This window comes from Bacillus sp. MM09(2025) (genome assembly GCF_050496725.1).
Classification (GTDB): Bacteria; Bacillota; Bacilli; order Bacillales; family Bacillaceae; genus Bacillus; species Bacillus pumilus.
Window position 1 is genome coordinate 692488 of sequence record NZ_JBNWEN010000001.1, and the last position, 14404, is coordinate 706891.

13 protein-coding genes, 1 other RNA gene and 1 pseudogene are annotated in these 14404 nt (G+C 40.8%); 4 read left to right on the forward strand and 11 right to left on the reverse strand.

Annotated elements, in window-relative coordinates; translation table 11 throughout:
• Positions 1–13: 13 nt before the first annotated feature.
• The 3 genes from ACQYAC_RS03475 to ACQYAC_RS03485 form a co-directional block, all read right to left on the reverse strand.
• Positions 14–1450, reverse strand: a complete 1437-nt coding sequence (locus ACQYAC_RS03475; protein WP_169057168.1) for a bifunctional 2-methylcitrate dehydratase/aconitate hydratase — start codon at positions 1448–1450, stop codon at positions 14–16.
• 2 nt (positions 1451–1452) lie between these two features.
• The gene (mmgD, locus tag ACQYAC_RS03480) at positions 1453–2595 is read right to left on the reverse strand and encodes a citrate synthase (protein ID WP_429942729.1); all 1143 of its coding nucleotides are present in this window, start codon (positions 2593–2595) and stop codon (positions 1453–1455) included.
• Positions 2596–2763: 168 nt separating this feature from the next.
• Positions 2764–3303 (reverse strand): DUF420 domain-containing protein, encoded by a 540-nt coding sequence (locus ACQYAC_RS03485; protein ID WP_012010243.1) that lies wholly within the window; start codon positions 3301–3303, stop codon positions 2764–2766.
• Positions 3304–3501: 198 nt separating this feature from the next.
• Here ACQYAC_RS03485 and ACQYAC_RS03490 point away from each other — a divergent pair, with 198 nt between their 5' ends.
• A complete protein-coding gene (locus ACQYAC_RS03490; protein WP_257474632.1) occupies positions 3502–4014 on the forward strand; it encodes a hypothetical protein in 513 nt (170 codons plus the stop codon).
• Between the two features lie 152 nt (positions 4015–4166).
• Here ACQYAC_RS03490 and ACQYAC_RS03495 read toward each other — a convergent pair whose 3' ends face one another.
• From ACQYAC_RS03495 to ACQYAC_RS03530, 8 genes and pseudogenes are all read right to left on the reverse strand, one after another.
• On the reverse strand, positions 4167–4958 hold the full coding sequence (locus ACQYAC_RS03495) for a LysM peptidoglycan-binding and 3D domain-containing protein (RefSeq protein ID WP_007500712.1): 792 nt from the start codon (positions 4956–4958) through the stop codon (positions 4167–4169).
• Positions 4959–5214: 256 nt separating this feature from the next.
• Positions 5215–6996, reverse strand: coding sequence for a DNA helicase RecQ (recQ, locus tag ACQYAC_RS03500; protein WP_144462892.1), 1782 nt, complete (start codon positions 6994–6996; stop codon positions 5215–5217).
• Positions 6997–7129: 133 nt separating this feature from the next.
• A non-coding RNA gene (gene ssrS / locus ACQYAC_RS03505) (6S RNA) lies at positions 7130–7315 on the reverse strand.
• 132 nt (positions 7316–7447) lie between these two features.
• A complete protein-coding gene (locus tag ACQYAC_RS03510; protein ID WP_429942730.1) occupies positions 7448–7948 on the reverse strand; it encodes a TraR/DksA family transcriptional regulator in 501 nt (166 codons plus the stop codon).
• A gap of 92 nt (positions 7949–8040) precedes the next feature.
• Positions 8041–8687: pseudogene (locus ACQYAC_RS03515) on the reverse strand (SDR family oxidoreductase).
• A 177-nt stretch (positions 8688–8864) separates the two neighbouring features.
• Positions 8865–9203 carry a PH domain-containing protein gene (locus ACQYAC_RS03520; RefSeq protein ID WP_024422682.1) on the reverse strand — a complete coding sequence of 113 codons (339 nt, stop codon included), beginning with the start codon at positions 9201–9203 and terminating at the stop codon, positions 8865–8867.
• A 277-nt stretch (positions 9204–9480) separates the two neighbouring features.
• Positions 9481–9618 (reverse strand): DUF4025 domain-containing protein, encoded by a 138-nt coding sequence (locus ACQYAC_RS03525; RefSeq protein WP_223250615.1) that lies wholly within the window; start codon positions 9616–9618, stop codon positions 9481–9483.
• Positions 9619–9667: 49 nt separating this feature from the next.
• The gene (locus ACQYAC_RS03530) at positions 9668–9880 is read right to left on the reverse strand and encodes a DUF6501 family protein (protein WP_429942731.1); all 213 of its coding nucleotides are present in this window, start codon (positions 9878–9880) and stop codon (positions 9668–9670) included.
• Between the two features lie 212 nt (positions 9881–10092).
• Between ACQYAC_RS03530 and ACQYAC_RS03535 the strand changes: the two genes are divergently transcribed.
• From ACQYAC_RS03535 to ACQYAC_RS03545, 3 genes are all read left to right on the forward strand, one after another.
• Positions 10093–11577, forward strand: coding sequence for an aldehyde dehydrogenase family protein (locus ACQYAC_RS03535; RefSeq protein WP_058014905.1), 1485 nt, complete (start codon positions 10093–10095; stop codon positions 11575–11577).
• Positions 11578–11679: 102 nt separating this feature from the next.
• A complete protein-coding gene (locus ACQYAC_RS03540) occupies positions 11680–13554 on the forward strand; it encodes a terpene cyclase/mutase family protein (protein WP_429942732.1) in 1875 nt (624 codons plus the stop codon).
• Positions 13547–14368 (forward strand): superoxide dismutase, encoded by an 822-nt coding sequence (locus tag ACQYAC_RS03545; RefSeq protein ID WP_429942733.1) that lies wholly within the window; start codon positions 13547–13549, stop codon positions 14366–14368. The genes ACQYAC_RS03540 and ACQYAC_RS03545 overlap by 8 nt, the downstream gene beginning before the upstream one ends.
• Positions 14369–14404: the final 36 nt, after the last annotated feature.

The following is a 14404-nucleotide window of genomic DNA, read 5'->3' on the forward strand; positions in this document are numbered from 1 at the left end:
CTAGTTCCCTCCCTTATATGACGAATAGGTCCATAAATGCTGGTACGGTTGTTGTTTTTAATTGATTTGGGTTTTGACAGAGTGACACAATTTGATCCACTTGTTTTTGTGGAAATCTTGTCTTCAAATGATAAAGCCATTTCTTTTCAAGCAGAGGAATGCCTTCCTGCCTTCTTCTGCGATGACCAAGTGGATATTCAATTTCAATTCGGTCTGTCATCGTCCCGTCTTTAAAGAAGATCTGCACACTGTTTGCAATAGATCTCTTTTTCGGATCTAAATAATCCGCTGTATATTGTTTATCTTCTTTGACAACCATTTGATCCCGGAGACGATCAATGGCCGGATTTTGCGCCGTTTCTTCTTCATAATGGTCAGCAGTAAGCTCACCATAGATCAATCCAACCGCAGTAATATATTGCAAGCAATGATCTCGGTCTGCTGGGTTATACAGCGGTCCCTTCTTATCGATAATCCGAATCGCTGATTCATGTGTTGTAATCTCTACTCGGTCAATTTCATCTAATCGACCTTTTACAGCGTCATGCAGGATCATAGCGGCCTCTGCAGCCGTCTGGGCATGAAACTCAGCAGGATAAGCAATTTTGAAAAGCACATTTTCGATGACGTATGATCCTAGCGGCTGAGCAAGTGTGAGAGATTTCCCTTTCATCAGAACATCTTCAAAGCCCCACTTCTCTGCACTAAGCGGCGTTTGATAGCCCATTTCCCCTTTTAGCGTCATCATTGCCAGTCTCACCCCGCGGCTTGTTGCATCACCCGCTGCCCACGATTTCCTAGATCCTGTGTTTGGGGCGTGGCGATATGTCCTAAGCGGTGAATTATCAACAAACGCTTGTGATAAAACATGCTGGACTTCTTCCTTTGTTCCGCCAAGCAATGCACACACAACAGCGCTAGTTGCTACTTTGACAAATAGCACATGATCCAAGCCATTGCGGTTCAGACAATTTTCTAAAGCCAGCACGCCTTGAATTTCATGTGCTTTGACAATCGCATGCAATACGTCATTCATCGAAAGCGGCTCTTCTCCGTTTGCAAGACGTGTTCTGCTGATGTAATCACTCACAGCTAATATTCCGCCTAAGTTATCTGACGGATGCCCCCACTCCTCTGCAAGCCATGTGTCATTATAATCTAACCAGCGAATCATACAGCCTATATCAAAAGCTGCTTGAACAGGATCTAGCACAAAGGAAGTGCCTGGAACTCTTGCTCCGTTAGGTACAACGGTTCCAGGTACGATCGGTCCAAGATGTTTCGTACATTCAGGAAAATTGAGCGCCAGCATTCCGCAGCCAAGTGTATCTATGAGCACATATCGTGCCGTTTCAATGGCTTCTTTACTCGTAATTTCCCCATCTACTGCATAGGCTGCGATTTCTTCTAATAGCTGATCTGTTTGATTGGCGACTGCTGTTTTATTCATGATCATTCCCCCGTTTTTCTATCATCATCTGAAACTTTTAATCCTCTTGGCCCTAAATACCGGACTCTCGGTCTGAAAATACGATTATACAAATGCTGTTCAATGACATGAGCAGCTAATCCACTTGCCCTTGCAGCAAAGAAAATCGGTGTATAAAGTGAAATTGGAATCCCGAGCACGTAATAAATAGGTGCGGCGTAATAATCAAGGTTCGGATAGAGGTTTTTCTTCTCTTTCATGTATGCCTCTCCTGCTACACACATGTCATAAAGCGTTGTATCTCCCTTTGATTCCGTAAGCGTTTTCAATGATCGCTTTAAAAGAGCAGCTCTTGGGTCCATTTTTCTCATGTATACCCTATGGCCAAAGCCCATCATTTTTTCCTTTGCGGCTAATTTTCGCTCAATCAGCGCAAGGAAGCCTTCCGTTGTTTTTCCTTCGAGAAGCATATGCATGACAGCTTCATTCGCTCCCCCGTGCAAGTCACCTTTTAATGAAGAAATCGCTCCAGTAAAAGCACCATACATGTCAGAATGTGTGGATGCGATGACTCTAGCAGCAAACGTTGAATTAGGCAGCTCATGTTCACTATATAATGTGAGTGTTTGGTCAAAAGCGGTGATTTCGTCTTGGGTTGGCGTGCGTCCGGTTAGCATGGTTAAAAAGGTTTCAGTGTAGGATTTGGTCTGATCTGGAGAAATAGCGGCGTCTTTTGTGAGAATATGATAGCTTCCAGCGACAATCGCCGGCAGCTGGCCGAGTAATCGAACAGCACGCTTTTGCTGGCACGCTTCTGATCGATCTTGTAATGCATCATCGTACCCACTAAGAGCAGATATGCACGTTCTCATGGCATCCATCGGATGAGTGGTTTTTGGCAGTTTTGTTAAAATGGTTTGAATGGTTGGATGTAAGTTGGTTTGTGAGGAAATGTCTTGCTGAAATTGGTGATATTCCATGGCATCTGGTAATCTTCCATAAATAAGCAGATAGGCTGTTTCTAAATAGGTCTTTTTTTGTGCCAACTCGATGAGGTCATACCCGCGAATTACAATCTCTTCTTGCTGCACATCTAAGTATGAGATAGACGTTTCGCTTGCCACAATGTCTTCAAGCCCCGGTTTATACTGCATTTGTTCAGTCATCATATAACCCCCGTTTCGTTCAATTGTTGTTCTCCAAACGAGCAAACGGCCAGAAATGATGTGAGTCTATAGATGGGAAGATACCGTGCAAGTCGGATACCCAATTCCCATTTTATCCAAAGCACTGCATCTTGTAAATAAAAGAACGTATGTCCAGTTGGACATACGTTAGCTGTAGTATGGAGAAATCATCATATACACAATGACGCCAGTGAGACTGACATAAAGCCATAGAGGCATTGTCCAGCGAGCAATTTTACGGTGGCGCTCGACTTGCATCTGTGCGCCTCTAAACAGCGTAATCAAGGCAAGCGGTACAATGACTGCTGATAAGACGATATGTGTGATTAAAATAAAGAAGTAAATCGGGCGGATGATCCCTTCTCCTCCGAAATGAGTATCAGCTGCCATTGAATGATAGGTGACATACGAAATTAAAAAGACAAGTGTCGTTGAAAATGCAGCAAAGATAAATCGTCTATGCGCTTTAATGTTCTTTTGTTTAATCATGATAAGTGCTGAAAGTAAAAAGATAAACGTAAAGCTGTTCATCACGGCATTAAGTAACGGCAAAAATGTAATATCCAGATGACTAAATTTATCTGATTTTGGCATTAAAAATAATAAAGCGATTAATCCGTTTATGGCAATTGTTAAAATGATCACAATACCAGTGAAATTTTTCGGTTTTTGATTCTGTTCTTTCATGTTTGAAAACCTCTCTTTATTAGTTCCGACTAAGAGTATGTTATTTAAATTTCTCTATAAAGTCAATGAATTCGCTGTCTTCGTCGAATTTTAGACAAACTTGCAGGTTACAGGTGTTTTAACGGCTTGAAAGATCCATCCACTTCCTTTAAAATTGGAATTTATGTGATTTTTATCATTTCTGATAGGAAAGGAGTAATGGACTTGTCAATCTTACAAGAAACAGCCAAAGATGTGAAGACATTAGAGCAAGAATTACAGCAATTGCAGTTCCAAATGTATCGAATGCAAGAAAATATGAAAGATATTTCGAAAAAAGCAAAAATCATTGGCATCGATCAAGCGAAAGAAGATGAGTGGCTGATCGTCTCTGCCATTGAAAGTGCAGATACATGTAAAATAATGCTCAGCGATTGTGAAAAAGCTTTTCGCGGACAATCTGATTTTTCCTTAATTGCGGAATATCCTGAAGAAGGAAAGATTCATATTGCCGATATTAAAGGCCCGCCAGATAATGGGTACGGCTCTATCTGCATGAAGCATTTAAAAGAAATTGCAAGAGAGCAGAACATCCCAGTGATTACTGGCGACCTCGTCAAAAGAGACTGGGATCACGTGGACCGCTTAATTCATTTTTATGAAAAGCATCAATTTGATGTCCAGATCAATTGGAAAGAACAAAGCGGAGAAATTTATTGGGTTGACAGCTAACGACACAAAAACCAGCGTTGTATGGGCTTATACGCTGGTTTTTGTCGAAAATGCGAATTTTTCAGAAAAATATGTGTATTTCTGACCAAAAAAAGGTATAATAAAAGCATCAGGCCGCCACCTGATGCTTTCTTCCAAAAAACAATAGACTACTAGTTAAGTACTTTAACTTTAACTGATTTTACGCCCCAATTTTTCGCTTGGGATTTGCTTGGTACATGTACATCAATTTTATTACCTTTAATTGCGCCGCCAGTATCTGCTGCGATGGCTTCACCGTAGCCTTCAACATAAACCTTACTTCCTAATGGAATGACGTTAGGATCTACTGCAATCACTTTTGCATTTGGGTTTTTGTTTAAGTTTACCCCTGTTGCAGTGATACCTGAGATGCCACCATCATTTGCTGTATAGGCCGTAGCCGTTACAGTCATTTCTTTTTGTACACTTTGACTAGCAGAAGATGATTCTGCTTTAGCTGTTTCCTTTTTAGGAGCAGCTTTTTTCGTTGTTTGCTCTTTTTGGACAGGTGCCTGTTTTTGAACAGGTTCTGAGCTTACCGGAGCTGAGCTTTGACCAGCAACACTTAATGTTGAACCAATCATAATTATATCTGAGTTTAAGTTATTCCAAGACTTAATATCGCTAATTGACACATTGAATTTTTGAGCGATTTTCCAGAGGCTGTCCCCCTTCTGGACTTTGTACTGCTCCTGAGTTTTCTCTTTTGAAGAGATTGTCAATTTATCTCCTACATAGATCATGTCTGTAGATAAATTGTTCCAACCCTTTAGGTCCTTTAGAGACACATCATTTTTTTGAGAGATTCCCCAAAGTGTATCACCTTTCTGTACAGTGATTTCCTTTGCAGAAGCTTGCTGTGCTCCTAATGCTGTTGTTGAGATTGCTGCAACAGCAACCAAGGACATAATAGTCTTCTTCATAAAGTAAATCCTCCCTTGTTAGCTTTTTATGGCGGCTAACGAGTGCTATCGTAACATATGTAAATGTCATTTCAATAACAAAACGATATGTTTTAGATTACAGTTCCTTTACATGAAACATCTCTCTCCATTGGTAAATCAGACCACAAAATGGCTTGATTCCCCGCCATATCAAGGTTTTAAAAGGATCAAAAACAGCCTGATGAAAACGTGTCCAAGTGCAGCGAAAAAAATTTATTTTTCTTCTTCAAACCTTTTATTTTTTCTCTTTTTCTATAAATAAACGAATTTCTTCTAAAAAAACATCTCCGTATTTCTCTCTTTTTTGAGCGCCAATCCCCTTAATTTGGAGTAATTCTTCATCTGTTTGAGGCTCTACCGCTGACATTTCCTTCAATGTTTGATCAGAAAAAACAACAAACGGCGGGACACCTTGCTCTCTAGCTAGCTTCATTCTCAGTGATCTCAATTGCTCAAATAATGCATCATTTTCTTGAATGGCTTCTGCTTTGATCGCCTGCTTTTTATACACTGCCTCTTGTCCAACTAGCACTTTCTTCCCTTTATGGGTCACCTTGAGTGTTGGATAAGTACCTTCAGACATGTGCAAATACTCTTCTGTAATTAAAAATTCAATGAAGTCACTGATTTGCTGAGTCGAATGTTGTTTCATTAAAGCATATGTAGGGAGACGGTCAAAACCTAGCTCTAGCACTTTTTTGTTTTTAGAGCCTGCCAGTACTTGGGCGATCATCATTTTACCGAATCGCTCATTCATTCTCACTGTACAAGATAACACCATCTGTGCTTCTCTTGTGACCTCTTCACGCTCTCTTTCATCAAGGCAGTTGCTGCATTTACCGCAAGGCGAACTAGCTGTTTGATCAAAATAGTCCATCACAAATTGCTGCAAACATTGCTCAGTATGACAGTAATCCACCATTTGCCTTAATTTAAGCAGCTCATGCTGGTAGCGCGTCTCATCTTCTATTGACTGCTCAATGAGAAAGCGCTGCACTCTTACACCTTGAGGTGAAAACAGTAAGATGCATTCACTTTCAAGCCCATCTCTGCCGGCACGGCCAGCTTCTTGATAGTAGCTTTCAATATCCCTAGGAATTTGATGATGGATCACAAAACGCACATTCGACTTATTGATTCCCATGCCAAATGCTGATGTTGCGACCATCACCTGGATGTCATCATTTAAAAAGAGGTTTTGCTGCTCTTCTCTCGTATGATCATCCAATCCCCCATGATAAACGCCAACTTTGATCTTTTGTTTTTTTAGACGATGATAAATATTATCCGCTTCTTTACGAGTGGCGGTATAAATAATGCCAGACTCAAGACTGTTTTTCTTCATATATTGTGTGATAAAACGTTCACTGTTTTCTCCTTTGATCACTTGAAAGGACAAATTTTCTCTAGCAAACCCAGTAAAGATGGTTTCTTCTCCGTTTATACCAAGCTGTTCACATATATCTTGATGGACCTTTTTCGTAGCTGTAGCTGTTAATGCGACAATCACCGGTCTTTTTGACAGCTTGTTCAAGCATTCTTGAATGAAGCGATAACTTGGCCTAAAATCATGTCCCCACTCAGATATACAGTGCGCTTCATCAATCGCAATTAAAGGAATCGTTAACCGATCTAGTAGCTGAAAAAAACGTTCATTTTGTAAGCGTTCAGGTGTGATATAAAGCAGTTCATATTCCCCATTTTCGCATTTTTTCAGCCTTTCATTCATTTCAGCTGCGGACAGGGTGCTGTTTAAAAAGGAAGAACGTATGCCCATCTCATTTAACGCATCAACCTGATCCTTCATTAATGAAATAAGCGGAGATACGACGATCGTTGTACCTTCCATCATTAGTGCAGGAATCTGATAGCAAACTGACTTCCCTCCGCCTGTCGGCATAATGCAGACAGTATCCTTTTGTTTATTTACAATTGCTTCAATGGCTTGTTTCTGTCCTTTTCTAAAGGCATCAAAGCCATAATATTGTTTCAGGAGTGCTTCTGCTTGTTCTAACATCCAATTCCCTCTCCGTCATTTGTTTTGTCCATTTTAACACAGATTCTTGCCTTTACAGGCGATCAGTCTAATTTCGTCTTTTCACAAAATAAAAAGCCATTTTCCGAAATGGAAAATGGCTTGAATCATCCTAGGAAAAGCTGCGGATGCCGTAATCTAAGTAAGAAAGTTTTAAACCACCACTCCTCAAAGTGGGTGTTTGCAGAAACGTTCCTGTCTTCCTCTCTAAGGAGGCATGACATTCCGGCTTCAATATAAAACTCCCTATTACAGCTTAAAGGTTAAAACTTAATTAACATTACGCGCATCGCAGCCTTTAAACTATATTACACGAAAGTTTATTAAATTTCAAGAGATCTTTTTTCTATGAAAGACTCGTGTATACAAGAGATTTGTCCTTGTACATATAAGAAAAAATTATTCTGAAAAAATGTAAAGTTCACTAATTATCCTATTTTTCTTCGTCTATGTCAACATCCTGCTCTTCCTCTAATCGTTCATACGTATCTGAATGCATCTGATCCATTGTTTGTCTATTTGTTAAATCACGCATTTGATCAGAGAAATTACGATCAAACTCGTTTGGATCTTGAGTGGTTTCTTCGTTTTTCTTCGCATCGATTGAATAACGTGTATAGGGAACTGCTTTTAAACGTTCATATGGAATGTCTTTCCCTGTTTTCTCACAAATCCCATATGTTCCGTCTTCCATTCGTTTCAGTGCTGCATCAATTTCAGCTTCAAGCTGGCCATCAACTTGGTCCAGCGTTTGTTCGGTCATGCGGTCTAAATAGATGCTCCCATGATCAGCGATATGGTTCCCAACACCATTTGAAATCTCGCTCGATTCACTTAGCATAGATTCTTCTTTCTTTTTTGACCCTTTTACATCTTCCTTTAATTGATTCAATCTTTCGTATAAATCAACTTTTTGTTCTTTCGTTAAGCCCACGGTCAATCACTCCTTTCTTATTACCTTCCCGATGCTAACGAAATGAAAACATCAAAAAAGCCGCTACCTGATTGGCAGCAGCCTTTCTTCTCTTACAGGATGCGAAGTGCTTCTTCTACTGGCTTATCCCCTTTAATTAAGTCAAAGGATTTATTTTTCACATTGGATTCTGTTAAGCTTTCCACAAGTACAGCGGCTACGTCCTCTCTTGAAATCTCAATGTTTTGATCATCTGGAATATGCTCTGCAGCTTCGATCTTTCCTGTCTTTTCCTCATGCAGCAAGGCACCTGGACGGACAATGGTATAGGAAAGCCCAGACTGTTTTAAGTGTTCATCTGCTTTTCTTTTTGCCTCATAATAAATTTCCATACTTCCTTGCCCTTTTCCCTGGTTTGGATCATCGGCATTATAGGAACTCAGCATCACAAAATGCTGAATATTTTCTTTTTTCGCTGTGTCAACAAGACGTTTTGCTCCTTCTTGATCCACTGCAATCGTCTTATCTGCACCTGTTTTTGAGCCTGAACCAGCTGCAAAAATGACAGCATCTGCTTGTTTCACAGCATCTGTCACATCCTGTTCAAGATCACCGATGACAGGCGCTGCACCAAGTTCTTTTAGCGCATCCGCTTGTTTTCATCTCGAATGAGAGCAAGCGGCTCATGTCCTTTTTCTTTTAAATAACGAATAACGAGTCTACCTGTATGTCCATTTGCTCCTGCAACTAATACTTTCATTGTTCATTCTCCTTTCTGTATCTGTTTCATCTTTATCCTTTTTTGCTATCATTCAAACACCTAAACAAAAAAGCCCTTCCCAGAAAATATGGGGAAGGGTACAGGAAATGTGCGATCTATGAAAATAAATACGAAGAATGAGAAAAGTGCATGTGATCTATGTAATCGCAAGGTTGATCAGCAAAGATGTTTTGTCAAAATGGCTTGCACATCACTCAAATCCGTCTCTTTCGAAAAATCGAGTTCAAATACTTTTGAGCTTGTGACAAGCAGCATACCTGTGTCCTGATCAAACACGCCAGCTTCTTGAATGGCAAAACTTTCAATTGATCGATACGGCAAGGAGACCCTGACTTTCTTCTTAGAAAATACGCGGTTATCGCCAAAGATCAGTCGTTTATTGGTGAAACAAATTTGGTCGTGACGCAGTCTGTAAACAGCTTCAATTCTCTCCCCTTCAATTAGTAAGGATTCGAATTTCTTATCATTTTGTTTACTGACAGAAAAAATACCCACGTAAACCCCCTCTTCCTCCATCAAATTCCTTTATGAAAAAACGGCCACACGCTCTGTGGATACGTTTTGTTCTCACTTATAGAATACGCTATAAATGGTCGTTATTCCATTACGAATAGATTAAATTTCATTTAACTTTTTCTTTTTGATTCGATGCTCTTTCCTCTACTTATTTAGACAGTTAAAGCAGGAAAAAAGTTTCAGTTCTTTTTGAGAAAAATGGTTGAATTGTGACCAAAAAAAAACAGTGATTTTTTCAAATCACTGTTTAAAATGACTATTCGTCTTTTGGTGTTTCAATGGTTCCCTCGGCATATACATCGGAAATCTGCTCAAGCGTAATTGCCATATCAGCATCTTCGTTATCATGCCAAGCATTTTGTTGATTCTGCTCATCTGTTTGCTTCTTTTTCATCATCATCACCCTTTACTGTTTTTCTTAGTATGAGTGATGATCACCAAAATCATTCAGCAGAAATGGCTTCGAAATACTCTTTATAATACCCGCCTACTTTACCTGTATTATCAACGACAAACAGGAATTCTTCTGTTTCATTTTTCACTTCATATGTGATTCCAGCCGTTAGTGCACGGTCGACCATATATTTTTTCGCATTCGTATGTATACATTTTACTTGTTTTAACGTTTGAGCTGTTTGCCAGTTTTGATGGATCATGATTTAAAAACTCCTTTTTTCATCTATACATTTATTGTAGCCAATTTTTCATGAAATGCAATGAGTGTTATGGATTGCTTTCAAACATGTGGTGTAATATGATGAATGTATACGTTTACATCCATGTGCGTATACTAGATCATTTACTCAAATCCGCTTTTTCACCTAGAACTCGCAGAACAACCCATATCTTTAAGGAGGTTTGTTTATTTATGAGCTCTACAACACTTCAAATTAGTTCAAAACTCGAATCTTTTCTCCAAGGGACGAAAAAACTCTACATTAATGGTCAGTTTGTCACAAGTCACGATAACAAAACCTTTTCAACTCCTAACCCAGCCACAGGTGAAACCCTTATTGATGTATATGAAGCAGGTGCAAAAGACATTGATGAGGCAGTAAAAGCAGCCAAAAAAGCCTTTCATGGTCCTTGGCGCTCCATGTCTGCCGCAGAACGCGCCCGCCTCATGTTTAAGCTTGCCGATTTAATGGAAGAAAACCAAGAAGAGCTCGCTCAGCTCGAAACTTTAGATAACGGAAAGCCAATTAATGAAACAACCAATGCAGACATCCCTCTCGCAATCGAGCATATGCGCTATTATGCGGGCTGGACAACCAAAATAAGCGGACAAACCATTCCTGTCAGCCAAGGATATTTTAATTATACCCGTCATGAGCCTGTTGGCGTTGTAGGACAAATCATTCCTTGGAACTTCCCGCTGCTTATGGCCATGTGGAAAATGGGTGCTGCACTTGCGACTGGCTGCACCATCGTGTTAAAACCAGCAGAACAAACACCCCTCTCTGCGCTTTATTTAGCTGAATTAGTAGATAAAGCCGGCTTCCCAGAAGGTGTGATTAACATCGTTCCTGGATTCGGTGAAACAGCTGGGAACGCCTTAACTGATCACCCTGATGTAAATAAGCTTGCCTTCACGGGGTCAACAAGTGTTGGGAAACTCATCATGGAGAAAGCAGCCAAATCCATTAAGAGAGTCACATTAGAACTAGGCGGAAAATCACCAAACATTATTTTGCCAGATGCCGATTTAAAGAAAGCCATTCCAGGTGCTTTAAATGGAGTTATGTTTAACCAAGGTCAGGTATGCTGTGCAGGTTCTAGGGTTTTCGTTCACCGGAGCCAATATGATGAGGTTGTCGATCAAATGGCTGAATATGCGACATCCCTCAAACAAGGAGCTGGCCTTCATCAAGATACGCAAATCGGACCTCTTGTCAGTAAAGAACAGCATGAGCGCGTGTTAGGCTATATTGAAAAAGGTAAATCAGAAGGTGCAACAGCCGTTGTCGGTGGCGATTGCCCTTATGAGGCTGGTTATTTTGTCTCCCCTACTGTTTTTAAAGATGTAGAAGATGACATGACCATCGCAAAAGAAGAAATCTTTGGACCTGTCCTATCTGCAATTCCTTACGATTCCATTGAAGAAGTGGTCGAAAGAGCCAACCAGTCTGACTATGGATTAGCAGCAGGACTTTGGACAGAAAACTTAAAACATGCCCATGATATTGCTGCACGTCTTGAAGCAGGCACAATTTGGGTCAACTGCTATAACGTCTTTGATGCTGCCTCCCCGTTTGGAGGATACAAGCAATCAGGTCTTGGCAGAGAAATGGGATCATACGCCCTTAACAACTATACAGAGGTCAAAAGTGTGTGGATTAATCTCCAAGACTAATGATGCCTTTAAAGCCGGTGACCATGTCATCGGCTTTTTTGTAATTGCATGTGACAGGCAGGCTCCTGAATATAGTAATAAAGGAAAGGAGCATGGCCGAATATGCAAGATTTCAAAATGAAAGTAAACGAATATATTGATGAATTGCACATGCAACTGCAGCACAGACAACGAGAAGATGGCGCTTTTGTCTTCTGCTTTGAAGGGCCAATGATGACAAATGCTTTTTTGATTATGCTCTTAAAGGCGGTCGGCGATTCGGATCAGGCTTTGGTTCATCAATTAGCAGAAGCAATTCACGAAAAGCAAAATGAGGATGGTTCTTTTTCTTTGTATCATGATCAGGCGGGGCATGTAACCGCAACTGTGCAAGGCTACTGCGGGATGCTTGTGTCAGGCAGGTATCAACAAGATGAGCCGCATATGGAAAAAGCAGCACATTTTATTCGATCAAATGGCGGTTTGAAGGACGTTCATTTTATGACAAAGTGGATGCTTGCCGTCAATGACATGCACCCTTGGCCATACTTCTATGCACCACTTTCATTTTTACTCATCCCTACATACTTCCCGCTTCACTTCTATCATCTTAGTGCATATGCAAGAATTCATTTTGTCCCAATGATGATTGCACTCAACAAACGATATACCTCACATGAACAGTTTCCAAGCTTAGCACATCTTGATGAAAACATGTCTAAAAATCCTTTTGACTGGTTTATGGCAAGAGAAGAACGTTCCACTCACCAATTTCTAGCATACATGCGGTCGTATACAGCACTCGACAGACGGTTCGACTTTTTCGGGTATGAGGCAGCGAAGAAGTATATGTTTGACCGCCTTGAAAAAGATGGAACGCTGTACAGCTATTTAAGTGCCAGTATTTTTATGGTCTATGCACTCATGAGTCTTGGATACTCTCCGGGACATCATCTCATTTTAAAAGCAGTCAAAGGGATGAAACAGCTAGTCACTGACTGTGGGGGCATGAAATATGCTGAGAATTCTACATCCACTGTTTGGGATACAGCCCTTGTCAGTTATGCTTCTCAGCGGGCAGGCAGAGCACAAGGTGATCCAGTAATCAAAAAGTCTTTTACGTACTTACTGAACAGGCAGCAAATGAAGAAAGCAGATTGGGCGGTCCATAACCGGCATGCGGCTCCGGGAGGCTTTGGTTTTTCAGATTTGAACACAAATAACCCAGATTGTGATGATACGCAGATTGTATTAAAAGCCATTCCTCAAACTTACGCTCCCGTTCAGTGGAAACGAGGATTTGATTGGCTTCTTTCCATGCAAAACCGGGATGGCGGCTTCTCAGCTTTTGAAAAAAATCAAGATCACTTCTTGCTTCGTCATCTCCCGCTCGAATCTGCTGAGGATGCGGCCATTGACCCTTCTACTCCTGATATTACAGGGCGTGTGCTCCAGCTTATCGCTCTTGAAGATAGCAGCAAGTCACCACTCATGCAAAAGCAAAAAGATCATTGTGTGAAATGGCTGCTTGATCATCAAGAGAAAAACGGATCATGGTTCGGCAGATGGGGCGTTTGCTATATTTATGGTACTTGGGCTGCGTTAACAGGACTAAAGGCTGCTGGCATCCCCTCATCGCATCCTGCTGTTCAAAAAGCATGTCGATTTTTAAAAACAAGTCAATTAGAAGATGGCAGCTTCGGAGAATCGTGTAAAAGTGCAGAGGTTAAAAGATACGTCCCGCTTCCATTTGGAACAGTGGTTCAAACAGCTTGGGCCGCTGAGGCACTTTTACAATACGTGCAGCCAGATGACAAAGCGATTTTAAAAGCCATCTCATTTTTGATTCAACATCAGCACTCGAGTGAAGCCTTACACTATCCAGTAGGCATTGGTCTTCCAAAGCAATTTTACATCACCTATCATAGCTATCCATATGTCTTTCCAATGATGGCTTGTTCCACATTTTTAGAGGAAATGAGGCGTAAAAATGAATAAGGAAGAATATCGCATGCAGCTTAAAGATTGGCTTAGCTCCATTCAAGATGCAATTCAAGATGACAACCTCCGTCAGAAAGCAGAACATTTATTGTTCATCATGAATGATGAACATTCCAGTGAAGGAGAGTGGTATGAAATAGCCGAGAGTATTGCAGAAGATATCATCCCTCAAGATGCTACTCGGGATGTGGCAGCTGGCGGCCACAAATTACCCCCTCTCCCTTACCGGTATGATGCACTAGAACCGTTTATTTCAAAAGAGATTATGTATTTACATCACCAGAAGCATCATCAATCATATGTTGATGGTCTGAACCAAGCTGAGCTTGCCTTAAAAAGAGCGAGAAGAACCAATGATTTTAAAATGATCAAGCATTGGGAACGGGAGCTTGCCTTCAATGGTGCGGGACACTATTTACATTGCATTTTTTGGTTTTCTATGAGCCCTTCAGGCAAACGAAAGCCAACTGGGCAAATGCTTCGACTTATTGAACAATCATTTGAAAGCTATGATGCATTCAAATCTCAATTTTCTGCTGCAGCCAAACAAGTAGAAGGTGTTGGCTGGGCGATTCTTGTTTGGGCGCCCAGATCTCAGCGATTAGAGATTTTACAAGCAGAGCGCCATCAATTTTTATCACAATGGGATGTAATCCCTCTTCTAGTTCTTGACGTATGGGAGCACGCCTACTATCTGCAATATCTGAATGAAAAAGCGACATATGTAGATCGCTGGTGGAATGTCGTTGACTGGCGTGAGCCAGAAGCACGACTTAAGCAAGCTCAGCAAGTGAAATGGACCCCATTTTAAAACGCTACTCCATGTAGGCATTTGCTTATATGGAGT